Here is a 24,655-nt window from a genome sequence, read left to right as displayed (position 1 = left end):
CTCCGATGGAGCATTGTACTGTGTGAATTCCAATATGTCAAATCTTTTTTTGTATTACCAAATCCGGTTCGTTAATTACGAACAAGCTGCTCGATCCCGATATAAATCCATGGAATAAACATCGCCGGAATAAGGTTGGCGATTTTTATTTCTTTTATACCTAAAAAATTGAATCCAATGGCGGCCACCAGAAGGCTCCCCACGGCGGACATTTCCCGGATAATCTCCGGGGTCAGCAGATCCTTGACCGCCATGGACGCCAGGGTTATGGCACCCTGGTACAGAAGAACCGGGATAGCGGAAAAAGCTACTCCAATTCCCATGGACGCGCCGAATACAATGGAAATTGAACCGTCCAGCACGGACTTGGCGAAAAGGGTTTCGTGGTTTCCCATGAGGCCGCTCTGGATCGACCCGACAATGGCCATGGAACCGGTACAGAACAGAATACTGGCGGAAACGAATCCCTTGGAAAAAGTTCCGCCCCCGAGGCCGAGTTTACGTTCGGCCCAGTCCCCGAACCGGTTCATGGCTTTGTCGATATTGATTAACTCACCGATGACGCAGCCGATTACCAGGCTCATCACCAGGAGCAGGACACGCTGGTTATCCAGGGCGCCTTTGATTCCGATATAAATTACCGCAAGCCCCAGGGTTTGCTTCAGCAGAACCTCAAAACGGTCCGGGATACCCCGGATAAGGAATGCGCCTACCAGGGCGCAGATGACAATAGCCAGAGCGTTGACAACAGGGCCGATCATAATACTCTCCTTGAACTTTCAAGGAGAGTATACCGATAAATATCCGCTGCTGGAATATCCGGAAGTCCGGGTTTATATGGAGAAACAGAATCACCCGCTGCCGCGTTCAGGCGGCTGTTTCCTCCGCCGGGCACGTATTGCCGGCGGAACCGCCCTTTCTGATCTTTACGCTTCCCGAAACCGACTCAAGATATACCGAAGGGGATGAACATTCCTTTGCCGCGCCCACAATTCCCCGGACTTTGCGGCGTTCCGCTGTTCCGTCCACGGAGAAATCGCACTCCACCCGCCCGGAGTTCGACCGGGCGTCCACAAAGAAACTGCTGTCCCCGGGCAGGGTTACGGTAATCGACCCTGAAGTATTGGCAATTTCCAAATCATCCGGCAAGGAGAATGCCGCGGCGGTCACACTGCCGGAGGTGTTTTTGATAGAGATATTCCGGACATTCAGGCCGGAGACCGAGACGGAACCGGAGGAATTGATGATATTCAGCCGGGGAGCGGACAGGGAACCCGCGGAAATACCGCCGGAATTTGATCTCAGTTCCGCAGCGGCGTATACATCCGCGGAATCGATCTTGATGGAACCGCTGGAAGTAGACAGACAGAGCCGTTCCGCCCCGGAATATTGGAAATCAATCTTTCCGGTAATATTTTTAATAGTGAATTCCGGCGCAAGAAAATCCGGGACCTGTACCTCAAGGCTTAGTTTATGCCCGTATTTGGCGTTCGGTTTTTCCGGATCACAGGATACGGAAACAATTCCGCCGCTCTGTTTCGTGTCAAAATCAACGGAGGAACAGGAGTCGCTCCCGGTAAGGATAAATCGGATGCGGTCACCGTGGCAGGATACCACCGTTACATCCACCACCGAGGTTTCAACTTCGATCCGGGATACCCCCCGGGCGGAAAAATCGGCGTATTCCCGGATATCGTGATCCGTAAGGTCGCTGTCGATAATAAGCGCACAGGATGCGCAGAGAAAAACACAGAAAAGGCATACGTACAGGGCTGCTGGTTTTAAATATTTCACGGTATACTCCTATAATGTATGTTTTCACTGTACGGAATTAGTTAATTCCCTACAGCGGGAATATAGTTAGAACACCCCCTCAAATTCTTTTTGCACCCTTTTCCGGAATTTTGTTCAATTTTTGAACATCTAGAGCCAAACATGCTCCGCATACTGCGTACCGCGTCTGTCCTTGATTACCGCGTTCTGTTTTTATATCTTTGTAGTATATAGAAAAAAAAGTTAAAAAAAGGAGCTTGTATGATAGAAATACGGAAGGCACAGGACCGCGGCATCGGACGCACAAACTGGCTCGATTCACGGCACTCATTTTCTTTTGCCAATTACTACGATCCCCGGCAGATAGGATTTTCGGATCTTCTGGTTATCAACGACGACCGGGTTCAGCCGGCCATGGGTTTTGATACCCATCCCCATCGGGATATGGAGATTTTTTCCTATGTCCTGGAAGGCGAACTGGAGCACCGTGATTCCATGGGGGTCGGATCGGTGAACAAAGCCGGGGATATCCAGATGATGAGCGCCGGCACCGGGATACTCCACAGTGAATTCAACCATTCGGGCAGTGAAATGCTTCGGTTTCTCCAGATATGGATTGTTCCCAGCCAAACCGGGGTAACGCCCCGGTACCATCAGAAACACTTCCCGGAAAACGAGAAACGGGGAAAATTCAGGCTTGTTATCTCCCCGAATGAGACCGAGGGATCCCTGCCGGTTTACCAGGATATCCGGGTTTACGCCGGCCTGTTCGACGGGGATGAGCAGCAGAAACTGGAAATCCTCCGGAACCGGTACGCGTATATTCAGATTGCCAAGGGCAGTATATCGGTAAACGGAACGGCTATGAACGAAGGAGACGGAGCCCGGGTCCGGGATGAGACGGATCTGCTTTTTACCGGCGGAAACGGCGCGGAGGTCCTCGTTTTTGACTTAAGGCCAAATGAACTCCCTTCCATAGGCTGATTCCGGGTAAATCCGGGTCATACCCGGAGCGGATTTGTTCATTCCTTTCCTTATATTCTCCATATATTTTCGAATTCACAATTGAAAAACTCCATATTTATGGTATAGTCATGCTATACTGGTAATTACTTCTTTGCGCATCGTATTTGAACGATACCATACTGTTCCGGACTTATTAGTTATATGGAGAAAAGTGTGTCGAAAAAAGCAGAACAGACGCTGAAAAAGGCAAGGGTAAAGTACCCTATCGGGGTAAAACTCGTAGTTATTATCACCGTACTGCTCCTGGTATCCCTGGGAACAATTACATTTCTCGTATCGGCGATGGTCAGTTCCGATGTGCGCATAACCGCGGAGGATAATAACTTTACCGTTAACCGGCGGTCCGCCACGGAAGCGGAGAATAAGCTCAATACAGTACGGTCAAACGTATTCCTGCTTTTGGATATGCTCAACGCGGCGGGTTCTTCCGCGGCCCTTTCCCGGCAGGCCTCGGCGTTTTTCTTCGAACGGAACCAGGATATTGCCGCGGTGGTCATTCCCGGCAGCCTGGAACTGGTCAATACCCGGTTTTTTGTTTCCAATGAAATCGAAACGACCCTCATAACCCTGTTTCTCCAGAATGAAGCGGCCGCGGTCCGGCGGGCCGTGGCCGGGGAACCGCTGCTTATCAACGCCGCCCCGGTGTTCGGGGTTCCGGTAATCGCCATGCTGTATCCGTGGCAGGAAAGCGGCTATGAGCAGGCGGTGGTAACGTTCTTTTCCTCGGAGGATCTTACCGAATCCTTCGGCAGCGGCGCCAATTCATCGTTTATGGTGAATGACCAGGGAGACGTCCTGGTCCACGCGGATTACAACCTCGTCCGGGCCGGGGCCAATATGGCCAACACGCCGATTGTCCAGGCTATGCAGGAAAGCGGCGACCGGAACCTGCAGCTCCTGTACACCGACCAGGAAGGGAACCGGTTTTTCAGCGCCTTCCGGAAAATATCCATCGGGGACGCGGCGGTAATCACCAGCATTGAATACAATATCGTGTTTGAAGGAATAGCGGCCACCACCCGTCGGAATATTTTCCTTACCGCGGCGGTGCTTTTTGCGGCAATCCTGTTCATCTGGTTCTTCTCCAAGACCATCAGTTCTCCCGTACGGGTTCTTGCCGCGGCGGCCGGTCAGATCGAACAGGGCAACTTTGAGATAAACCTGAAGGCCAAAACCCAGGATGAGCTGGGACTGCTGACCGACAGTTTCGTCAACATGAGCCGTGGGCTGGCCGAGCGGGAACGCCTCAAGGATACCTTCGGCCGGTTCATCAATAAGGATATCGCCGAAAAAGCCATGAAGGGGGAACTCACCCTGGGGGGCGAAACCAAGCATGTGACGATTTTCTTTTCGGATATCCGGTCCTTTACGGCTATTTCCGAAAAACTCGAACCCCATGAGATCGTAGGGTTCCTCAATGACTACATGACGCGGATGGTCCGCTGCGTCAATGATACCAACGGCGTGGTGGATAAATTCATCGGCGACGCCGTGATGGCGGTCTGGGGCGCGCCGATTTCCGCGGGGAGCCCCATGGCGGACGCCCTCAACTGCGTCCGGTCCGCGCTGATGATGCGGGCGGCGCTCCTGGAATTCAACGAAGGCCGGGGAGGCGAGAAAAAACCCATCATTAAAATCGGCTGCGGCATCAACACCGGCGATGTGGTCGCCGGACAGATCGGGTCCAGCGAACGGATGGAATATACCGTAATCGGCGACGCGGTAAACCTCGCGTCCCGGACCGAAGCCCTGAACAAACCCCTGGGCACGGATATTCTCATTACCGAAAACACCTATAACCTGATAAAGGATTATCTCATTGTTGAAGAAATGCCCTCGGTAACGGTAAAGGGCAAGGAAAAACCCGTGCGGATGTTTGCGGTGGTGAATATCCCCGATGCCAACGATATTCCCGGAGCCGGGGCCAAGGGTCCCCGGACCCTGGCCGAGGTCAGGAACCTGCTGGGAATAAAAGCTCCGGACATGAACAAGGTTGATACCGATGCAGAAGAACAAAAATACAAAATCCAGGAATCTTGACTTCCTGGTCGTCCTGGTCTGTCTGCTGGGAGTAGGACTCAATGTTTATTTTTTCTGGTCCGACTTCAATACAACCCTGACGAAACTGTACGATACACCGGTTGGGACCATTACCTTTAAATACAAATCCGCCCAGCGGCGTTTTATCGACCGGGTCCTCTGGGACCGGCTCCGGCAGGAGTCACCGGTATACAACGGCGACACCATCAGGACCGCGGATCTTTCGGAAGCCACGGTCCGGTTCCTGTCCGGAGAAATAATCGAACTGTCGGAAAACAGCCTCGTTCAGATCCATACCGATGATCTGAGAACCCGGGTGAACCTTGCCGAAGGCGACATCAGCGTCAATGCCCAGAACGCGGCCCATTCCTTTATCCTGGCGGCGGGCAGCAGCAGCATTGAAGTGGCAGCCGGGGCCGTGGTAAACGCCAAAACCGGCACCGAAGGACAGGGACTCGATCTCAGGGTTATTGAAGGGACCGCGTCCCTCCGGGATGCCCAAGGCGGTGTTGAAACCGCCGGAGCCGGTTCGATGATTTCATTCCTGGAGGACGGAACCCGCAGCTCGGAACCCATGGTGGCGGTGGTTTCTCCCCGGCCCAATACCCGGATGCTCAGTGTCATCCGTGAGGAAATTCCCGTACAGTTCAGCTGGAATACCATTAACTTCACCGGCGGACAGGAAGTGCGGATCGAGGTTTCCCTGGACCGGAATTTCAGCAATCCCGCGGCGGAGGCCACGGTCTCCGGGGAAACCCGTACGGAGATACGGCTTGCACCGGGAACCTACTGGTGGCGGGCGTATCCCCAGGGCGCTGCCCCCGGAGCCGGCGGGCATCCTGAAAACGCGGTTTCCGGCAGGCTGACTATCCTGTACGCGCCGCCGCCCAGGGTAATCGCCCCGGCGGAAGAGTACCAGTACTGGTACAGAACCAGGAAACCCGCCGTCCGCTTCCTGTGGACAGCGCTGGAACAGGCGGCGCAGTACCGTATCGATATTGCGGACAACCCCGGGATGGAAAATCCCCGGGTGTCCCGCCGGATCCGTGAGTCTTCATTTATCTTTTCGGGCCTCGAGGGAGGCCGGTGGTACTGGCAGGTAACTCCGATTTACCCCGAAGATTTCGAAGGTACGGCATATTCTTCGGAAGTGGCATCCTTCACCATAACCCAGGGAGGCGAACTCCAGGCCCCGGTACTGACTGCGCCCGCGGCGGGGAGTTTCATAAACATCGCCAAAGAACGGGGCGATACGTATTTTTCCTGGAAAAACGATGACGAGGCGGCATCCTACACATTCCGGATCTCCCGGGATCAAAATCTTGGGAATCCGGTAATCACGGAAAAGGTTTCCGAAAACTGGTATGCCTATACCGTCAATCAAACGGCACTCAGCGCCGGACAGTATTACTGGGGTGTATATCAGACGGACATCGAAGGCAACGAATCGCCGGTGTCTCCGTCCCGGCCGGTGGTAGCCCTGGAAGGGGAAGTTGTCTACAGAACCACCTTTCCGCCGGACGGTTATACCATTGCCGACAGCCTGCTCCCGGACATTCGGTTTACCTGGAGGAGCAATCTTCCCTTTGCGAACCGGTACCAGATTTCCGCCGATACGGGATTTACAAACATACTCTTTGACGAAAACATCAGCGCATCGGGGATTCAGGGCCGCGTTCTGCCGCCGGGAGAATACTATTGGCGAATCGCCGCCGATACGGGATCCGATGCCATACAGTTCAGCACGGTTCCCAAACGCTTCAGGGTTTCAGCTCCCCTGCCCGCGGCGGAAATAATTAATCCCATTGAAAATGCCCGGATAATTATCCGGGAAGGACAATCAATAGATTTTTCCTGGCTTCCCATTCCCGACGCGGAATACTACCAGATGAAGCTGTACCGGAAGGATGGAGACGATACCATCGTCCATGAAAATCTTTATAATGAAGGAACTTCGGAAACCGTACCCATGGCAGCCTTTGAGGAAGGGAACTACGTTTGGACGGTCCAGGCATTTATCAATGAAAGCGCCGAAACATCCCGGCGGAGTGGCCTCATCGGGACGCATTCAATTTCCATGCGGATGCTGAAACCCGTCAGCCTCGACTATCCTTCCAGCGGCCACCGGTACCAGGGGCTTGCGGCGCTGCGGACTCCCGACAGGATCCGCTGGTCCTCAACTGAAAATGTTGTCAGTTCCCGGTTTATTCTATCCACCAGTACGAACCTGGCTAATACCAGGGCAATAATAATGGATACCAGGAATCCCGGTACGAACATCACCCTGCCGCGGCTTACCGCGGGTACTTATTACTGGACGGTAACGGCGTTTACCGATGATGAGTTTGATATCAGCGCGGGGAAATGGAATTCATTTACCGTATTGGCTATTCCGCCGCTTGCGGCCCCCGCGATGCGGAGCCCCCAGAACAATTTCATCTTCGGGCCGGCGGAACTCCGGGGAATGAGAACCATGGCGTTCGAATGGGCGGCGGTGAACGGCGCCAACGCGTATATATTCAGCCTGTACAGAAACAGTTCTTCCGGTACACCGGAACTTCTCCTGAAGAGCGACCCGCAGACGAATACATCATACACGCTTTCCAATCTTTCGATTCTCGACCGGGGGACCTTTACCTGGCGGGTTGAGGCGGTAAACAGAGGCCGTGACGGAACCATCGAACAGCCGGGAACTCCCGGGGAAAGCCGTTTTACAATAAACCTGCCTGAAACCGAACGGGTACAGGGGCGGGATCCAGGAGCTTTATATGGGAATTAGAAACCGGCGGCGTGTAAGTTTTTTCTTCATGCTCAGTTTCCTCTTTACATTTGCCGCCGCCGCCCAGGAGACTCCTGTACCCGGCGACGTTCCGCTGGCGGCTCCCCAGGGCACCGCCGCGGAAGGACAGTCAAGTTCTTATTACATACAGGAGACCGATGAAGGCATACGGTTCATACAGCGCCTGGAGTGGGAACCGGTAGAGCATATTCTGGATTATGAAATTGTCATTGAACAGCGTTTCGGGAACAGCGACCGGTATTATTCATTCATGGATGAACGGATTGAAGACCCTTACATAGAGCTTTCCCTTCCGCCGGGAAACTACCGGTACAAGATACTGGTTTACAACGTACTGAACCGGATAGACGGTGAATCCGAATGGGTTTACTTCAATGTGTTCCTTGCGGTTCAGCCTCAGGTTGATTCGTATACCCCCCGGTATTTTTATCTCGACGAACCCGAGGAGCGGCGCATCTCCATCCGGGGAAACAACTTTGTCCGGGAATCGGAAATGTATCTTATGCCGGCGCTCCGGGAAGGCGAAACCGAACAGTCCCTGCGGGAACGGGGTCGGATCATTATTCCGCGGGATATTACGTACACCGATATCGGTGACGGCGCGGAGATTTTCCTGAATGAACAGGATCTGTTAACCTATACATACAACCTCGTCATAGTTAATCCCGGCGGACTCAGTACCATCGCCGGCCCTATCAGTGTCCTTTTCCAGAAACCCATGGACCTGAATATCCATGCCGGATATTCCCCCATGTTTCCCCTCTACGGGAAGCCCATGTACGGGTGGCCCGGATCGGACGGCGGAGAAGACGATACCGTTGTGTACGAGGGTGTCATCTATCCGGTATCATTTAATATCAGGATAACCTTTATCCCTTTTAAGAAGGTTTACGGTTATTTCGGGGTTGAGTTATCGCCGTATTACGTTTTCAACAAAGCCTCCAACGAGGCAGGTACCTATACCGCTTCGAGCCACAACCTCGGTGTCATACTGTACGCGGTGTATCAGAAACCGCTGGTTAACCGCAAATACATCCTCAATGTCCGGGCCGGCGGCGGTATATCGTCGTATCTCAATATGTACTTTGATTACGGCGACAATCTTAAATCGCCGTCCTTCGATACATGGTTTCCCGTGGCTGCGGCGGGCGCGTCTTTTCAGTGGTATTTCTACAAACGGGCATTCGTGGATTTTGGGGTTGAATTTATGCACTACTTTGTCACTGATATGCCCACCGGATTCATCCGTCCGTCCATTACCGCGGGCTGGCAGTTCTAGTCACAGGAATCGTTCCCTGGTATAGTATAGCCGGCGGTTTTTGCCGCCGGGATACTGTTCCCGCTTCACAGAAACCAGCAGCATTCCGGGGTATCCATGGCAGAACAAGTTTGCAGACAGCCCGTTTTCCTGACCGCTCTCCGGGTTCTCCGTACGGGGAAACTGCGGAAAGCGGCGTGGCGCTGTATCGGATCAATTTTTTATAATTTTTTCTACCTGCAGTATAAAGCGGCTCTCTTCCGGGGAAGGATTCCGGTAACATCGGTAGATCACCCTCTGGACGAAAAAATTCCCTTTACCCCAGGATGGGTAACCATTTACCTGGATTTCGTTTCCTTCTGGATCCGAACCATAGGTTTTCTGATCAAGGAATTCGGCAGGGACGCGGAGGAACCGGTCCGGGAATTTCTGGATGCCATGGGGGACCTCTATCGTTTCGCCGCGGAGGTGTATACCAGAAATCTGTCCACCACCAGGCGTCCGCGGTATCTTAAAAAGCCCCGCTTTATCCTGATTCACACCTTTGATCCCCATCTCATGTGCATACCGAGTCTCCACGTCATGGTGGTGATACGGACCTACACAAAATTCGCGGACATTATCCGTACCCTTGGGGACAGCGGAAGCCTGGAACCGCAGAAACAGGAACTCAAACAGGGAGCGCAGAAAATAACCGAAGCCATACTGTACATTAAACAGCACAGTGTTAACTGTGTTTCGGCGGCCATGTATGCCATGACCCGTTTTGACGTATCCCTGTTCACGTCCTTTGAGGCGGAATCATTTGTATCCGGACTTTTTACTGATGATGAAATCGAAAATCCCGATGACCGCCGTGAGATACGGGACCACATCCTTGGGCTGTACCGGCGCTTCATGGAGGAAGGAGATTCGGCGGAGGTCTGGCACGATCCGCTGATTACATTTCTTAAATCTCTGCCGCTTAAAAAATAATCAAACCATTGACTGCATGCAGGCTTCCCACAGCCGGTCCGGCAGAGGCGGCTCGGCGGTGACGCTGATATACTGATCCGGCCGGTCGGGGGACGGAAAGGACAGGAACCGCGCGTGGAGCCGGATGCCGCCGTTCCGTTCGCTTCGCCGGGCGCCGTATTTCAGGTCGCCTTTAATAAAAAGACCTTCCGCCGCAAGCTGAGCCCGGATCTGGTGATGGCGTCCTGTGGTAAGATCTATTTCCATAAAACAGTACCGGTCCCCGGCGCCGGCCACACGGTAGCGCAGAACCGCCTCTTTCCGGTTTTCCCCGGGGCCGGAAAAGGCAAAACTTTTGTTTCTGCGTCCGTCCACCGCGATCCAGTGGCGCAGTTCCCCCGATTCGGGAATGGTCCGGATTTTTTCATTCTGCTCAATCACTGCCCAGTAGGTCTTTACCGCCTGTCTCCGGGAAAAGGCGGTATTGAGAAAAGTCAGCGCCGGCGGAGTCCGGGCAAAAAGGATACAGCCGCTCACGGGCACATCGATGCGGTGTACCGCTGTCGGCAGGAATGGATTTCCGCCGGCATTCTGTCCGGTGCCGAATGTTTTCCCCAAAACTTCCGGAAGGCTGACCATTCCCGGGGCCGCGCCTTCGGCGGCCTCCCCTGCCCGTTTGTTTACGATTATACAGGAACTGTCGGTGTACAGTATTCTCGATTCTTCAATCACAGCGCACTTCCATTATGTACCGGCAGGAGCCCGTACCGCATTTTCTGGAACACAATCCGTTCCGCGGCATCCTCAAGCCGGTCCCGGGACAGGGTTCCGTTTTCCAGGGCGGTTATAATTGCCCCGTGTACTGCCGCGACATTCCGCGGCCAGGTCATTACCATATCGATTCCCGCATTAATGGCCGCAATCACCGCCTCTTCGGGAGAGTAACCCTGGAGACTGACCGCTCCCATGGAGAAATCATCTCCCAGGACAATCCCGGAGAACCCCAGTTCACCTTTGAGCCAGTCACTGATAATCTCCGGAGACAGGCTGGCATTCCGCAGAGGGTCCGCCGCGGATACTACGGCGTGGCTCACCATGACCGCGGCGGGGGAAAACTGTTCAATAAGTTCTTTAAAAGGCAGAACCATACGGTTAAGCTCATCCCGGCTATAGTCCATCCGGGCCGGATGTATATGGGGATCACTCCCGGAGTTGCCCGGAAAATGCTTAAGCACCGAGGCAATCCCCGAATCTTCCATTCCGCGGATAAACGCGGCACCAGCGGAAGTCACAAAGGTGCCATCCCTTCCATAGGACCGGTCTTCCAGAAATGTCTTGTTGTCGTCATTGAGGATTTCCGCCACCGGAGCCAGGTTCATGGTGATGCCGATGGTTCTGAGCTCCGCTCCTGAACGCCGGGCATCGGTTTCTATTCTGGACAAAGCTTCTTCCGGACCTTCCGCCCGGGCAAGTTCTGTATATGAACCCGGGGAAGGCAGCCGTTCCAGGGTTGTTCCGAACCGGTGGACCAGACCGCCTTCATGATCCACCGCGACAAAGGGAACCACCCCCGAAGCCGCCCGGCTGATTACCGCCGCGCATTCGTCCAGGAACAGAGCGGTATCATTGGGATCATCTGAGACGTTGTACTTAAAAAGCATGATCGCCCCGGGAGGATATTTCCGGAGCAGTTCTTCTGACCGGGCGGGAAGGCGTCCTTTACCGTCAATGCCTGTCATGAGTACCTGCCCGGCTAAAGTGCGGTCATCCATGGCTCTGCACAATTCACGGGCCGCAGCCCGCATGGCGCGTTCCGCTTCATTTTCATTCGGAACTTCCGGAAAGCTTTCTGCGGCCGGCGGCGGATCGGATATTTCCAATGGAACGGTACCGGATTTTCCGCAGGAGCAGAGAAGAAAAGGAAACATCATGAATATACAAACCCGGCGGATCATTTTTCAACTATATACAATTGACACGGCGGACCGCAATGGGGCAGCCGCAGTATTACCCCGGAGAAAGGGCACTGCCCTGTTACTTTTTTTGCCCCTGCAGCCATTCATAGGCTTCCGTATAGGCAGTGTCCTCATCAGCCGCCTGCTTCATGAGGGCCAAGGCTTCTTCCATCCGTCCGAGACCGTTGAGTGCCAGGGATTTCAAATACCTAAGGTACGCTTTATGTTCAAAGTTACTGTCCAGAAGTCCGTCCAGGACAGGAAGCTGTTCTTCAATCCGGTCCGCAAGGGGCAGAAATATGACCACGCAGGCCATATACAACTTAAGCCAGGGATTGCCGGAGTCGATATTTAATCCCGCGGTAATAAAATGAAACGCCTGGGTATAGTTGGCCGCGTTGATAAGTTCCTGGGCTGTATTCAGGTAATAGCTGACATCGTCTTTACCGTTGAGCCATTTGTGGTAGTCCGCGAGAAACGGCTTAAGGCTTTCGCTGTCGGTTTCTTCCGGGAGCAGGTTCGCGTATTTTTCGTGGTGAGGTCCCTGCCGCACTGCGGCAAATACTTCAAGAATTGAACGGCCTTCGTTGGCACGTCTGAATTTTTCTCCCAGTTCTTCGTCCAGAGCGGCGAAGGCGGCAAACTCCTGCAACGCCGCTTCGATATTTCCTTCCGCCAGGGCGCTTTCATAGGCGTCTTTGTGCATCGCCATTTTATTGTAAGCCTCGATTCCGGGAATAGGTTCCGGCTCCGGCTTTACTTTTTTCGGGCTGCGCCGTTTCCAGTCGTAGTAATACCCCATCCACTCCCGCCAGTAAGTTTCATTTTCATCATATTCGTCGAATTCCTCGTCGGGCATGCGCGGATAGGGATAGGCTTCAAACTCTTCCATCACCGCATCGGTAAGGATAAGCTCCTTAAGGCGTTCGTAATGGGCCTTGTCCTCTTCACCCTTCATACCGTACCAGAAGGCCAGACTTACCATGGGATACAGCTCGGACAGCATAAACAGATCCTCCTGGTCAGCCGCCAAGTCCGCGATCCGTCTCATCATGGCGTATTCGGACATCGGCAGAGGTCCGGGTTTTTCCGGAAAGAAGTGCCGCCATACCCGGCCGCCCGCCTCACAGCACATCCTGCCGGGGGAAACACGTTTTTCATTCCGGTAGGTCTCGCCCATCCAGTAGCTGCTGAGCGGGTTATCCTTCGCGTAGCCCTTTATGGGGTCGTCGTAAATAAATTCAAAACCGGTCCCGCTGATTGAGTCAAAGTAGTCTTTGTATTGTTCGTAATCCGGATGGTCTTTCGTATCAAAAAGATGGAAGTACCCGGTGTCAACCAGTATGTCAAACTCCCGGAGTTTTGTGAAACCCGTATCGTAATTGTCGTGCCATTCATACACGGCGGCAATGAGGGAAACTTTTTCATCCGCCGGAATATCACAGCCGTTAACAAAGATAACAGCTTCCTGGGCATAGCCTTCCACTTCATGCATTGACATGGTTTACCTCTCCGTTGTCATGACTTATGCCGCGTTTCCCGGATATTTCAATTTAATCTTTTTCCTGCGATAGTCCGGATATCAAATCCCAGCCGCACATCAGCCGATGTACACAAAGGTTATTGACGATATTCTCAGGTTACACAGCCGTCTTCCGCATAATCCGCTACCTCGGAAGCGGGCTGAAGGTAATAGTTGTATCGTATTGATAGTTTGACCGTTCCCATATATACCGAAAAGCGATGGCACCATCCCCCGGACCGGATCGGCTTTTAACCAAAACCTGTGTGCCGTCATCGCTCAGATGGTAAAACCATCCGTCACTATTCACCGGAATATTACCGTCATTGACAGCGGGGGTATCGTATAAATGAGCGTCAATAAAACGCTCGCGGTTTGCCTGAGCCGGCAGTGTTTTTTTATCCACCGTTATAAAGCGGCATAAATCATCTTTACCGTTTTCGGTAAAAACAGTATCCGAGTAATATCCGACGTAAACCGGATTGCGGCCGGGAGTTTTGCCTATTTCTTCGATATGCACCAGTTTAAGCACCGTATTTTCCTCCGCGGAAACAGCCGCTGCGATCAGAATAAAACTTAGCCATATCATTTTCACGGCATTATCATAAATCGTTTTTTCAGTTCCGGCAACGTGTCCGTGCTGGCATCGGCTTGGTGCAGACAGGGATTTATATAAAACTCCGCAGATATATATCAGGTAAAATTTGAGAATCAGTAATAACTATATCCCTCCATACACCATTAACTGTACTTTTTTTACCTTATCTTCATTAAAGACAACACTAATTTGTCTTAGTGTTTTATTTGATTGATATGCATAAATATTACCATCTGATGAATAATACGTTGGCTTACCGAGTAAATCTTCAATGTTCTTTTTTTCATCGTTTATTTTTAATACAAAATCGTACATGGTATTACCATAGTATTCAACAAGAAATAAATAGTAAAAATTTTCGGAATATCCTTTGCAGATGTAAATAGAATTATCCATGAAATCAATCTGCAAATTATCAAATCTATACTTCATTGTGTTTACTGTATTATTTATTTCATTTATTTTTTCTTTATCAACATAAACATTAAAGGCAGATAATATGTCATCTATACTTTGCTGTGGACGACTGTATTCTGGCAGCATTGAAAGGGTAATATTTTTTGCAGGCTTATCAAGAATTTCATTTACAATTGGTAAAGGTTCAATTTCAGAATTATTAACGATAACATCGCTTTCCGGCTTGAAAATTATTATATCGTTGACAATCATATTGGGATCATTACGACCAGGAATATCAATATTTGCATTGTATTTTATTTTGAAATTTTCAAGGCGGCAAAGTTTTGTATTTTCGGTTTCATTTTCAATCAACCCCTTGTTTTCATCCACTTTAATCTCTGCAGTATTGACTGATTCAATATTTTGATCTCTCGTTTCTGCTCCTGTCTTATTGAACTTACACCCAAAACCAATAAACCAAAAAAGAATTAAAAAAACAATAGTTACATTTCTCAAAATTCACTCCACAATTTTCTCATTATTCTTCCAAGATTCCCAGTCTGTTTATCGGATAATGGCGTTGTAGTATAAGGCATTTTGTTAGACCATACGAAAATCCGGAAAAAACAGTAATAGTACCACCTATAAAACCAGCGGAGAAACGCTTTCAGGCTATCGGTATTCCAGCGCGGTTAGTTCGGTAATCCGGCCAAGGTCATTTATGCATATTTTAAATATATCCTTTTCTTTTTCGACAAAATAATTTCTGGCAAATACATAAACACCTTTATTTGATGCGAAATTATAAATAACGTCAAATATCAAATTGTATTCTCCGTTATAATGATACGGCTGATATAATTCCAATACCCTAGTAATAGGTGAAAACACAACATAAACATTATATTTCGAGTAATCCATTTCCCTGATTCTGGCCGCACCTAATGAGTTGTTTGAATAATCCTGCCCGAACAATTCAAAAAACTTGTCCCGCTCTGTTACATTGGTTATTTTAGCATAAAAATAAGTATCTCCATGCATAACCGGATTGGTGTACCTCACCCAGTACCCAAGCGTTGAGATATAAACTTTTCCTTTAAACAAAATACTTTGGTGTTTGTTTTTATCAATTTCAATAACAATATTTTGAATTTCATTCTCTTCTATGATGCTGTTATTATTAAAATCAATAAATATTGTCACATAGAGTTTTCCGTCAAATTTATTGTCAATATCAGCAATGTTAGCTATTTTTATCAGCGCGCTGTTTTGCTCATATATCCTTCTATCAGATGAAATATTGTTATGCTGCATTTCTCTGTTAATGTAGAGGGTAATTTCATTATTTTCATCGGTATTATTACTTAACGCTGTAGCCGGATGAAACATAACAGTGTCTTCACATTTTATTGGATATTGATATTTTTCAAACATCGAATCATCGTGATAGACAAAGATCCGAATATTTTCCTGATTTAGATTTGATAGTATCAAAGTAAATTTACCATCTTCAATGGAATAAAAATTACCGGTGCTGTTCTTTATTTTGTTATTCTGCTCGATTTTTATTGTTCCGTTAAAAGCATGGATATTTATATTTATAAAAACTGATAGAAAAAGTAAAACATAGTTCTTCATATTTATCCTTTCATTGCCGGCGGAAGATGTTTACAGACTTTGCAGCGGCGGCGCTGCTGCTGCTCAGATTTATGGCTCCCGCATACTGGAGCGGGCAGCCTTTAGCTAAACCTACTGCCCAATGGCTCACGGTCTTGGTCTATGAATTTCTATAGAGGTTAAGTATACCATAGGTTTGGTGGATTGCAATGTAAAGGGAACGTCAGACTGTAAACGGATACTGCTGGAAAATAACCAAAAGCGGTTCCATTAGATATATTGACACTTATCAATACTACATATATATTTAAAACATTGATATTTATCAATATTCCGGGAGATACCAGATGAAAAATTCATTTGCGGAATACGCCCTTCTGTTTAAAGCCCTTTCCGATGAGACACGGTTAAAAATCTATACGCTGCTCTCTGATGAGGAACGGTGCGCCTGCAATATTCTGGAAGAGGTACATATTACCCAGCCAACCCTGTCTTATCATATGAAAATGCTCTGCGATTGCGGCCTTGCCAACAGCCGCAAGGATGGGCAGTGGGTAAAGTATACGGTCAACCGGGAACGGGTTAAGCAGCTGGAAGACTTTCTTGAGGAGCTGCCCCGGTTCGGAAAAAAGTAGACAAGCCAGGCCGGTATTTTTTCTTTTCAAAAAAAAATAATTTCTTTCACCAATGAACGGCGGTTATTACACATTGACGATTATCGATATATTCAATAAGACGGATATACTTATGATGGTAAGAGCTGTACCGGGAATTTGAACACACAGAAACGCCGGGGCATGTTATCATCGGCTGCCTCCAGCGGCCCGCCCCTATCATAAACACCGGCACTCCTGTAGGATATGGAAGGAGAAAACCATGTCACTGAACTGGAAAGAAATAAACCTCATACTGTCCGAGCTGGACCTCCCCGGTTCACAGGTTCAGAAAATAATACAAAGCACCTATGATGTACTGGCACTGCAGATTCACGGAAAAGGGAAAACAAAAACCCTGCTCATAGCCCTGACTCCCGGAGCATGCCGGATCCATGAAACATTCCGGGCGGTTCCGAAAAACGAAAAACCTCTGCGTTTCGCGGAATTTCTCAAATCCCGGATTCTTAACTGCCGTATCGCGGAGGCGGTACAGCTGGGTGAAGACCGCATTGTACGGCTCCTGCTGCTGCAGGGGAAAAACTCCTATTTTATGTACCTACGGTTATGGTCCAACGCGGCCAATGTAATCGTAACCGACGAAGCCGGTACGGTCCTTGACGCCATGCGGCGGAGCCCGAAACGGGGAGAAGTGACCGGCGGACATTATGAACCGGCGGATCAGACCGGACCCACCAGGGACAACGGAAGCCGGGAATTTACCCTCAGGGATCTGCCCGGGGAAGGTTCCTTCAATGAAAAGATTGACGCCTGGTACGCGGAGCACGGCGGCGCCTTGTCCCTGGAGGCTTTGCGTGAACAGGCCCGCAGGCTCTACGACCGGAGGATAAACAAAATCCAGGGAGCGCTGGAAAGTCTGCAGTCAAAAGAGGAAGAATACCAGGGAGCCGGCAAGTTCAAGGAATACGGTGATATCATCATGGCAAACCTTGGAACCATAGAATCCGGCGCGGCATGGCTGGACACGGTGAGCTTTTATACCGGGGAACAGGTACGGATAAAACTGGATCCCAAAAAAAAGCCCTCCGTTTCAGCGGAACAGTATTACCAGCAGTACCGCAAGGCTAAAAACGGAATCGAAGACATCAGGGCTGAAATACAAAGCACCAGGGAAGAAATAAACCGGCTGGAAGCTTCCATGGCGGCGACTCTCGCGGAAACGAACCCCCTGAGACTCCACAAACTGATTAAATCCGCCGGTACCCAGGTCAGGGCAGCCCCCAAGCCGGGGGATACAAAGCGGCCGGGCCTCAGCTTCCGCAGGCGGGACTGGCTGATTATTGTCGGCAGGGATGCGTCGGAAAATGACGCCCTCCTCCGCAGATACGTAAAGGGAAATGACCTGTGGCTCCACGCCCGGAATTATCCCGGTTCCTATGTGTTTATAAAGCAGCGGCCGGGAAAAAGTGTTCCCCTGGACATTCTCCTGGATGCCGCTACCCTGGCGATATTCTATTCCAAGGGCCGCAATGCCGGTGAGGGCGATCTGTTTTATACTCCCGTCAAATACCTGCGCCGGGCAAAAAACGGCCCCAAAGGTCTGGTTATACCCACCCAGGAGAAAAACCTTCATATAAAACTGGAAGAGTCCCGCCTCAGGGAACTCGAGCAATGCAGGGTCGAGAAATAATTTTCTTCATAAAATTATATAAATTTATAGTTAATAACTTGCGCCCCCAGAACATGCGTCATACAATATAGTAGTATGTCGGTGCAGGATGTTTATCCGGAGGCTAAAATCCGTTCGGCGGTGGTCGCGGGACTTTTCTATCCCGAAGAAAAACAGGATATCACATCGGAGCTGTGTTCTTTCGGGCTGGAATCGGGTACCGGTGCCCGGGCGGCGGCGGTCCTTGCACCCCACGCAGCCTGGAATCTTTCCGGAGCGGCCGCGGCGGCGGCGTTTCTCCGTACCACCGGAAGGGTTCCCAAGAAAAAAGGCAGCTCCGGGGTATCACAAGTGGTAATCCTCGGTAGTGTCCATAACGGCCCGGAACAGGGACTTTTTGTTTCGGATTCGGATTATTTTGAAACTCCCCTGGGGCTTCTGCGGGTAAACAAAGCCCTGTGCAATGACCTCATATCCTGTTCCACTCTTTTTGAACTGAACGATATTCCCCATCTCAGGGACCATTCGATGGAAGTCCTGTTTCCGTTTGTGCAGTATATTTTCCCTGAAGCCTCAATCATACCGGTCCTGCTCGGTGGAAGCCGTCCGGTGCTTATATCGGCTTTGGCTAAAGCGCTCCGGATAGTTTTTGAGCCGATAATGGAAAATACGCTTTTTGTGATTTCCACCAACGCGGCTGTGTCGGAAAACGCGGAAGAAGCGGCGGAAGAGGCGGCGCTGTTCATACGGCTCGTCTCGGAAAAAGAACCGAAACCCCTGCTGGACGCGTTCCGCCGGAGAAAAATAAGCGCCTGCGGAGCTCCCGTAACGGCGGCGCTGCTCGGAAGCGGGCTGCTGGGCGGCAGGGCTGTTCACAGTTCCCCCGATTCGGTAATCTGTATAAAAGATGAAGATACACAGTCCGTTTATTATTACGCCGGCATTTCTTTTGAGTAATCCGCAGAATTAAGCTTATGAAATATTCTTACCTTATCTGCTTGGCGCTGGTATTTCCGGGAATACTGTTTTCCCAGGAACCCGGCGCGGAGATGGTATTCCAGGCGTATAAACATACGTTTCCCGAAAAGATCAGGAGCGTGCAGTATTCCGGCGGGGAGTGGTTTATCCAGGCGGAAGAGACGGTGTTTGCCTGGGCCCGCGGAAGAATCCTGCCGGTTGATATCAGCGGTAGATGGGAATCATACAGGCCCCATTCTTTTTATCCGTATCCCGGAGAAATCCCTGATCCCGGAAAGTACAATGAACAGCAGATCAGGGAACTGCGGGAAGAAATAAACCGGGAAGCGAAGTATGAAAACCTGAGCCACCACCGCGGCTTCACGTCAATCCTCTACGGCGGCACAACCAGACCGGAAATTGAAGCGAACCTTGTGAGAATTTCCCTTTTCGGATTCGCCGTCACAGTACATAAGGACATAGCGGAACCGCTAAAACGCGTCGACAGGGTGGTAAAGGCTGGAGCGGCCGGTGACGCGGAAACAGTGGCATTCCTCGCCTCCATCGCATCCGTCGGGGGATACAACTGGCGGGAAATCCAGGGGACAAGCAGAATGAGTTACCACAGCTGGGGTCTGGCTGTTGATATCCAGCCGAAAAGACTCGGAGGAAAGGCGATATACTGGCAGTGGGAACAGGCCCGCAACAGTGATTGGATAGTAATCCCCCTGGCGGGCCGGTGGAAACCGCCGGATCCGGTGATCCGGGCATTTGAATATGAAGGATTTGTCTGGGGCGGGAAATGGGAGTTCTTCGATACCATGCATTTTGAATACCGGCCGGAGCTCCATGAAATCAACCGGCTTACCGCCGCGGAACAGGGAAACACAAGCATTACCGCCGATAACCGCAGTATGGATATCCACCATGTCCTTCCCGCGGTAACCGAAAAAAGAAGAGGCCCCTTCCTATAAGGCGGCACCAACCAGGGCATGGACCCCGGCCGCATCCGAACAGGTCAGGACTTTGCCGACCAGCTCACGGCAGGAAACCGTATCAATACCTCTGAGGATCTCCTTTATCTCGGGAATCCGGGAGGAGGAAACGCTCAGTTTTTCAAGGCCCATCCCGATAAGCAGCGGCGCGGCTTTTCCGTCCGCAGCCAGTTCACCGCACATGCTCACGGGGATTCCTTTTTCCTGAGCCGCTTCGCAGGTCATGGCAATAAGCCGGAGCACCGCGGGATCCAGAGGATCATACAGTCCGGCGACCAGGGGATTTCCACGGTCCACCGCAAGGGTGTACTGGGTCAGGTCATTGGTACCGATGCTGAAAAAATCCGATTCCCCGGCTAAATCCCGGGCCATGACCGCGGCGGCGGGTGTTTCAATCATGATACCGACCGCCGGATTTCCGCAGGGAACGGATTCGTTCTCCAGCTCCGCCCGGCATTCCGCCAGAACAGCCTTGAGCTGCCGCAGTTCACCGCAGGAAACCACCATGGGGAACATGAGCTCCACCGGTCCCGCAGCGGAAGTCCGGAGGATCGCCCGGAGCTGGGGTTTCAGAATGTGGGGTTTGCTTAAACCCACCCGGATAGCCCGGTATCCGAGATAAGGGTTCTGTTCCTTTCCGAGACCGAGAACGGGATATTCCTTATCCCCTCCCACATCCAAAGTACGGATGGTCAGGGTCCGGCCCTCAAGGGTATCCAGAATTTCACGGTACCGTTCGTACTGCTCATCTTCGGAAGGAAGGGTGTCCTGGTTCATATACAGAAACTCGGTCCGAAGCAGACCGATGCCGTCCGCGCCGTGGGCCATGGCGTTTTTTCCTTCCTCAAAGGAACCGATATTCCCGCAGACCGCAATCTTCTTCCCGTCCCGGGTCAGCGCCGGCTCGGCCGCTTTTTTCGTAAGGGCATCCATTTTCCGGATCCGTTCTTTTTCGGTATTCCGCAGTAAGTCAATCATCGCCTGGTCAGGATTGATAATAAACAGACCGGATCCGCCGTCAACACCGCAGACCATTCCGTCTTCCACCGACAGGGACGCGTTTTTCAGTCCCACCACGCAGGGTATCCCCAATGACCGGGCAAGGATCGCCACATGGCCTGTGTTGCCTCCGAGGTCAACCACCAGGGCCTGGAGGTATTTATGGTTTATTTTAACGGTCTCAAAGGGACTTAGATCATCGGCCACAAGGATGCAGGGTTCAGTAAGAACCGGAGGATGAATCTGTTCTTCCCCGGAGGTTGCCGCTTCCATCCGCCTGCCGATATCGGCGATATCCGCGGCCCGTTCCTTCATATAGTCGTCGTCCAGAGCTTCGAATTCCTCGGCGATCATATCGATGGCCTTCTTAACCGCCATACCCGCGTTGTACCCCTCCTCAATAAAGCTCAGGGTCATCTCCTCAATCTCATTATCCATGAGGATTTCCGCGTAACCTTCAAAAATTCCTGCCTCGTTTTTTCCGAATTTCTTTTCCGCCTCCAAGGCCATGGATGTAAGGTCATCGAAAATACGCTGACGGGCTTCCCGGAAACGGCTCAATTCAATTTCTACACCCTGGGAATGGAAATCAACTGTTTTAGTATGAAGCGGATCATGATGCCGAAACGTAACGGTTTTACCGACCACGGCGCCGTCCGAAGCGCCGATTCCCTGGTATCGCATATAAATTCCTTATCTATTCATTTAATGAAGCAAGGAAGCTGCCCATTGCTTCCAGGGCCTGCACCTCATCCTCTCCGTCACAGGTTAAGAGAATTGTATCACCTTTTACGATATTCGACTTCATTATTTTCAGAAGACTTTTCCCGTCAACGGCAATGCCGTTTTTTGTCAGCGTTATGGCACAGGAAAACTGTTTCGCTGTTTTTACGAAGTCATTCCCGGGACGGGTATGGAGTCCGTTTTGATTGGTAATTGTAAATTCCTTCTGTACCATTGCTTCCCCCTGTTTGTTAGACCGGCTGGTTGGGCCGGATTTTTACTATGTGCTGAAGATATGAAGCTCCGAATTCCGGAAACGGAGCGCCGAAATAATCACATACGGTACAGCCTGTATCCGCAAGGCTTTCCCGGGGACCTATAAAACCCGGTGTTATTTTTGAACCGTATACAAGAACCGGAGTTTTTTCCCGGGTATGCTGGGCGTGTCCTATGGTCGGATCATTGCCGTGATCGGCGGTAACCACCAGAATATCATGCTCCTCCATCTTTTTCATAATACCGGAAATCCCCCGGTCCGCAAGACGCAGTTTTTCCGCGTAGAGCTGGCTGTCCTCCCGGTGTCCGGATAAATCGGTTTCCTGGACGTTAATGCAGATATACCCTTCGGAAAGATCATCCAGAGCCGCCTCCCCCGCCCGGAGCATCTCTTCGGTATCCACCCCGGGAATGGACTTCCCGGAAGGGTTTTCCACAATGTCCGCAACCTTTCCGATTAATACCGTGGGCAAACCCGCCGCGGCAAGCCGCGCCGGTACCTGGACCGAAGGATCGACGCCGTATCCGAGATGGACAACCTGGTACCCTTTGCGGTATACCCCCGACCGGGGGGCGCTTACACCGGCATATTCACCCTGATGCTCGTAAGCGGAAAGAATATCCCCGAGGGTAACCCCCTCTCCGCCGAATACTATAACCCGGGAAGAACGGACCAGAGACCGGACAATGGCGCCGATGGCGCGGACCTTTTCGAAGGGCATGCTATCCAAAGCAGCGGTCACATTGTAGTTGTTTCCCAGATCGGTTTCGAGATTATCCCCGATGGTAACGGCTTCATCCACGACCAGTATCCCCGATACCGCACCGGGCCGGGACAGGTTAGGTTCATCCCGTCCGCCGGTATAAAACCGGACACTGTGGCCCGCGGCCTCCAGGGCTTTTTTTATTTCCGGAAGCTGGACGCGGATGGGAGCCGATTCGCCCCGCAGCGGTTTTGTGCCCATCAGTTCCTGGTGCCCCCAGAATGTGTCGGCTCCGAAATGCGCGAGCCGGTGAAAACCATAGCAGCAGTTTTCGGAGAGCGAAATATTTCCGGGCAGGGGCCGGTTCACATTTCCGTCCCGCTCCGAAGCCGTAAGGGCGTTTCCCAATCCCAGCGCCTCAAGAACCGGAAGCCTGAGCCCGGGAACCGCCTCAAAAATATGCCGCGCCGTATTCGCGCCGGTATCCTGGGGTCTGAGGGCGGGAACATCATCCATAGCGCCGATTCCGTAGCCGTCCAGAACAATCACGATAAACCGTTTCATGACCCGCCGCCTTCGCTTATTGGATTTCCCTGGGCATCCCATATACCGATCAGTGACGGCTTACCCCGGGAACAGCCTTCCACCAGGGCTACCCTGCTCCGGGTAACGAATATCTGGGTCCGGAAAGCCATAAACACTGGAGACGATACGGGGTACGTTCCCCGAAGCTGGAAGTAGTAATCTATGGATTCACTGGGGGGTGTCTCCACGGCTGTTTCCTCATATCCCCGGGCGCTGCGGACCAACGCGCAGCGGACATTGCCCCGGCGGTAATGGCCGCCCCCGTAGCAGTAGGAACCGCCGCCGTGGCCATGGGAAATTTCAGTGACATACACCATCGCCGGAATCAGAGGATCGGGATCGGTAAGATTATCCGGAGTTGTTCCGGTTAGGCTGTGCCCCGGTTCAGCGTGGGTCGCGCCCAGGCCGGCCGCGATGGGTATAGTCGCCGGCGAGTTGCAGGAAGGCATATTTATCTGGGACAGATCTATTCCCATTGAGCGGAGTATATCCGCGGCCCGTCCTATGGTATAGGCGTTCGGGGTGGGCAGGGCTTTTTGTTTTTCTTCGCTGTACAGGAAACAGGGAAAAGAGGTTACCCCCGCTATCCGTATACCCTTGAACTGTTTCAGGGCTTCCGCGTTTTTCCTGAGATCCTCCAGCGGGAAACCGCCTTCCTGGCCGCTGTAAAAAATATCCCCGTCATCCCATACCCTCAGCAGAATATCCTGGACCATACCCGCATCCGCGGCAACAGCGGAAATCTCCGCCGCTTTTTCAAGGGAATATACGGTGATAACTTCGGGTTTCATTTCCAAAGCTTCCCGGATGAATCCCTTCGGAAGCTGGCCGAGATGGCCGAGATGACGGACAGGCAGTCCCGCGGCGCGGAGGGTCCGGGCTTCCCGGAAGTCGACCGCCACCATACCGGAAAACCGCCCGGCCCCGGAGGCTGCGCCCAGTTTCCCGCCGGAGGCAGTACAGGCAAGCACTCTTCTGGACAGTTCCGGATTGCGGCCAACCTGTTTGGCCATACAATAAAGGGTTACACCGTTTTCGCGCGCCGTGTCCAGAAGACGGCCGGCGTTGGACTCTATGGCATCCATATCAAGGACATAGGTATCCGGTTCAATAAAACCGTTCCCGAGGAAATACGCTGCGCTGTCAATAAGTTCTGGGTTATGAGTCCTGAGAAAACGGAGGAACATACTT

General features: G+C 51.5%; 21 protein-coding genes. 9 read left to right on the top strand and 12 right to left on the bottom strand.

What is annotated here, in order from left to right; translation table 11 throughout:
* Positions 1–71: 71 nt before the first annotated feature.
* A complete protein-coding gene (locus JFL75_RS18975; protein WP_215628241.1) occupies positions 72–761 on the bottom strand; it encodes a DUF554 domain-containing protein in 690 nt (229 codons plus the stop codon).
* A gap of 106 nt (positions 762–867) precedes the next feature.
* Positions 868–1,794, bottom strand: coding sequence for a DUF4097 family beta strand repeat-containing protein (locus JFL75_RS18970; RefSeq protein ID WP_215628240.1), 927 nt, complete (start codon positions 1,792–1,794; stop codon positions 868–870).
* Positions 1,795–2,034: 240 nt separating this feature from the next.
* Here JFL75_RS18970 and JFL75_RS18965 point away from each other — a divergent pair, with 240 nt between their 5' ends.
* The 5 genes from JFL75_RS18965 to JFL75_RS18945 all read left to right on the top strand — a co-directional run bounded on the left by JFL75_RS18965 (position 2,035) and on the right by JFL75_RS18945 (position 9,872).
* Entirely contained in the window at positions 2,035–2,757 is a 723-nt protein-coding gene (locus JFL75_RS18965; RefSeq protein ID WP_215628239.1) for a pirin family protein, read from the top strand.
* A gap of 183 nt (positions 2,758–2,940) precedes the next feature.
* On the top strand, positions 2,941–4,839 hold the full coding sequence (locus JFL75_RS18960; RefSeq protein WP_215628238.1) for an adenylate/guanylate cyclase domain-containing protein: 1,899 nt from the start codon (positions 2,941–2,943) through the stop codon (positions 4,837–4,839).
* Complete coding sequence (locus JFL75_RS18955; protein ID WP_215628237.1) at positions 4,802–7,618, top strand: FecR domain-containing protein; 2,817 nt, start codon at positions 4,802–4,804, stop codon at positions 7,616–7,618. Before JFL75_RS18960 ends, JFL75_RS18955 begins: the two co-directional genes overlap by 38 nt.
* Positions 7,608–8,918: a hypothetical protein gene (locus tag JFL75_RS18950; RefSeq protein ID WP_215628236.1), complete on the top strand. Its 1,311-nt coding sequence runs from the start codon at positions 7,608–7,610 to the stop codon at positions 8,916–8,918. The genes JFL75_RS18955 and JFL75_RS18950 overlap by 11 nt, the downstream gene beginning before the upstream one ends.
* A 96-nt stretch (positions 8,919–9,014) precedes the next feature.
* On the top strand, positions 9,015–9,872 hold the full coding sequence (locus tag JFL75_RS18945; protein WP_215628235.1) for a hypothetical protein: 858 nt from the start codon (positions 9,015–9,017) through the stop codon (positions 9,870–9,872).
* Here JFL75_RS18945 and JFL75_RS18940 read toward each other — a convergent pair whose 3' ends face one another.
* From JFL75_RS18940 to JFL75_RS18915, 6 genes are all read right to left on the bottom strand, one after another.
* On the bottom strand, positions 9,873–10,583 hold the full coding sequence (locus tag JFL75_RS18940; protein WP_223292706.1) for an RluA family pseudouridine synthase: 711 nt from the start codon (positions 10,581–10,583) through the stop codon (positions 9,873–9,875).
* A complete protein-coding gene (locus tag JFL75_RS18935; RefSeq protein WP_215628234.1) occupies positions 10,580–11,656 on the bottom strand; it encodes a glycoside hydrolase family 3 N-terminal domain-containing protein in 1,077 nt (358 codons plus the stop codon). Before JFL75_RS18935 ends, JFL75_RS18940 begins: the two co-directional genes overlap by 4 nt.
* Before the next feature lie 229 nt (positions 11,657–11,885).
* On the bottom strand, positions 11,886–13,307 hold the full coding sequence (locus tag JFL75_RS18930; protein WP_215628233.1) for a tetratricopeptide repeat protein: 1,422 nt from the start codon (positions 13,305–13,307) through the stop codon (positions 11,886–11,888).
* A gap of 166 nt (positions 13,308–13,473) precedes the next feature.
* On the bottom strand, positions 13,474–13,923 hold the full coding sequence (locus tag JFL75_RS18925; protein ID WP_215628232.1) for a hypothetical protein: 450 nt from the start codon (positions 13,921–13,923) through the stop codon (positions 13,474–13,476).
* A 126-nt stretch (positions 13,924–14,049) separates the two neighbouring features.
* Positions 14,050–14,841 (bottom strand): hypothetical protein, encoded by a 792-nt coding sequence (locus JFL75_RS18920; RefSeq protein ID WP_215628231.1) that lies wholly within the window; start codon positions 14,839–14,841, stop codon positions 14,050–14,052.
* Positions 14,842–14,997: 156 nt separating this feature from the next.
* On the bottom strand, positions 14,998–15,963 hold the full coding sequence (locus tag JFL75_RS18915) for a hypothetical protein (protein ID WP_215628230.1): 966 nt from the start codon (positions 15,961–15,963) through the stop codon (positions 14,998–15,000).
* A 326-nt stretch (positions 15,964–16,289) separates the two neighbouring features.
* On the opposite strand from JFL75_RS18915, the gene JFL75_RS18910 reads away from it, so the two are divergent.
* The 4 genes from JFL75_RS18910 to JFL75_RS18895 all read left to right on the top strand — a co-directional run bounded on the left by JFL75_RS18910 (position 16,290) and on the right by JFL75_RS18895 (position 20,156).
* Positions 16,290–16,577 carry an ArsR/SmtB family transcription factor gene (locus tag JFL75_RS18910; RefSeq protein ID WP_215628229.1) on the top strand — a complete coding sequence of 96 codons (288 nt, stop codon included), beginning with the start codon at positions 16,290–16,292 and terminating at the stop codon, positions 16,575–16,577.
* 241 nt (positions 16,578–16,818) lie between these two features.
* Positions 16,819–18,246, top strand: coding sequence for an NFACT RNA binding domain-containing protein (locus JFL75_RS18905; protein ID WP_215628228.1), 1,428 nt, complete (start codon positions 16,819–16,821; stop codon positions 18,244–18,246).
* 75 nt (positions 18,247–18,321) lie between these two features.
* Positions 18,322–19,182, top strand: coding sequence for an AmmeMemoRadiSam system protein B (gene amrB / locus JFL75_RS18900; protein ID WP_215628227.1), 861 nt, complete (start codon positions 18,322–18,324; stop codon positions 19,180–19,182).
* Positions 19,183–19,199: 17 nt separating this feature from the next.
* Positions 19,200–20,156 carry a M15 family metallopeptidase gene (locus JFL75_RS18895; protein ID WP_215628226.1) on the top strand — a complete coding sequence of 319 codons (957 nt, stop codon included), beginning with the start codon at positions 19,200–19,202 and terminating at the stop codon, positions 20,154–20,156.
* On the opposite strand, the gene ptsP is transcribed toward JFL75_RS18895, so the two are convergent.
* The 4 genes from ptsP to JFL75_RS18875 are packed head-to-tail and all read right to left on the bottom strand — an operon-like array spanning position 20,151 to position 24,651.
* Positions 20,151–21,860, bottom strand: a complete 1,710-nt coding sequence (gene ptsP / locus JFL75_RS18890; protein WP_215628225.1) for a phosphoenolpyruvate--protein phosphotransferase — start codon at positions 21,858–21,860, stop codon at positions 20,151–20,153. The genes JFL75_RS18895 and ptsP overlap by 6 nt on opposite strands.
* Positions 21,861–21,873: 13 nt before the next feature.
* Positions 21,874–22,134: an HPr family phosphocarrier protein gene (locus tag JFL75_RS18885; RefSeq protein WP_215628224.1), complete on the bottom strand. Its 261-nt coding sequence runs from the start codon at positions 22,132–22,134 to the stop codon at positions 21,874–21,876.
* Between the two features lie 16 nt (positions 22,135–22,150).
* A complete protein-coding gene (locus JFL75_RS18880) occupies positions 22,151–23,443 on the bottom strand; it encodes a phosphopentomutase (protein ID WP_215628223.1) in 1,293 nt (430 codons plus the stop codon).
* Positions 23,440–24,651, bottom strand: coding sequence for an alanine racemase (locus tag JFL75_RS18875; RefSeq protein WP_215628222.1), 1,212 nt, complete (start codon positions 24,649–24,651; stop codon positions 23,440–23,442). The genes JFL75_RS18880 and JFL75_RS18875 overlap by 4 nt, the downstream gene beginning before the upstream one ends.
* Between the last annotated feature and the right edge of the window lie 4 nt (positions 24,652–24,655).

It is taken from the genome of Breznakiella homolactica (assembly GCF_016616095.2).
GTDB classification, from domain to species: Bacteria; Spirochaetota; Spirochaetia; order Treponematales; family Breznakiellaceae; genus Breznakiella; species Breznakiella homolactica.
Note: the sequence above shows the minus strand (reverse complement) of the source record. Positions and strands in the feature narration are given on the sequence as shown.

Excerpts from the sequence above, each read along its gene's own strand:
- JFL75_RS18975 (WP_215628241.1), bottom strand. The coding sequence starts at position 761 with ATGATCGGCCCTGTTGTCAACGCTCTGGCTATTGTCATCTGCGCCCTG.
- JFL75_RS18965 (WP_215628239.1), top strand. The coding sequence starts at position 2,035 with ATGATAGAAATACGGAAGGCACAGGACCGCGGCATCGGACGCACAAAC.
- JFL75_RS18960 (WP_215628238.1), top strand. The coding sequence starts at position 2,941 with ATGGAGAAAAGTGTGTCGAAAAAAGCAGAACAGACGCTGAAAAAGGCA.
- JFL75_RS18955 (WP_215628237.1), top strand. The coding sequence starts at position 4,802 with ATGCAGAAGAACAAAAATACAAAATCCAGGAATCTTGACTTCCTGGTC.
- JFL75_RS18950 (WP_215628236.1), top strand. The coding sequence starts at position 7,608 with ATGGGAATTAGAAACCGGCGGCGTGTAAGTTTTTTCTTCATGCTCAGT.
- JFL75_RS18945 (WP_215628235.1), top strand. The coding sequence starts at position 9,015 with ATGGCAGAACAAGTTTGCAGACAGCCCGTTTTCCTGACCGCTCTCCGG.
- JFL75_RS18935 (WP_215628234.1), bottom strand. The coding sequence starts at position 11,656 with ATGCGGGCTGCGGCCCGTGAATTGTGCAGAGCCATGGATGACCGCACT.
- JFL75_RS18930 (WP_215628233.1), bottom strand. The coding sequence starts at position 13,307 with ATGTCAATGCATGAAGTGGAAGGCTATGCCCAGGAAGCTGTTATCTTT.
- JFL75_RS18915 (WP_215628230.1), bottom strand. The coding sequence starts at position 15,963 with ATGAAGAACTATGTTTTACTTTTTCTATCAGTTTTTATAAATATAAAT.
- JFL75_RS18910 (WP_215628229.1), top strand. The coding sequence starts at position 16,290 with ATGAAAAATTCATTTGCGGAATACGCCCTTCTGTTTAAAGCCCTTTCC.
- JFL75_RS18905 (WP_215628228.1), top strand. The coding sequence starts at position 16,819 with ATGTCACTGAACTGGAAAGAAATAAACCTCATACTGTCCGAGCTGGAC.
- amrB (WP_215628227.1), top strand. The coding sequence starts at position 18,322 with ATGTCGGTGCAGGATGTTTATCCGGAGGCTAAAATCCGTTCGGCGGTG.
- JFL75_RS18895 (WP_215628226.1), top strand. The coding sequence starts at position 19,200 with ATGAAATATTCTTACCTTATCTGCTTGGCGCTGGTATTTCCGGGAATA.
- ptsP (WP_215628225.1), bottom strand. The coding sequence starts at position 21,860 with ATGCGATACCAGGGAATCGGCGCTTCGGACGGCGCCGTGGTCGGTAAA.
- JFL75_RS18885 (WP_215628224.1), bottom strand. The coding sequence starts at position 22,134 with ATGGTACAGAAGGAATTTACAATTACCAATCAAAACGGACTCCATACC.
- JFL75_RS18880 (WP_215628223.1), bottom strand. The coding sequence starts at position 23,443 with ATGAAACGGTTTATCGTGATTGTTCTGGACGGCTACGGAATCGGCGCT.
- JFL75_RS18875 (WP_215628222.1), bottom strand. The coding sequence starts at position 24,651 with ATGTTCCTCCGTTTTCTCAGGACTCATAACCCAGAACTTATTGACAGC.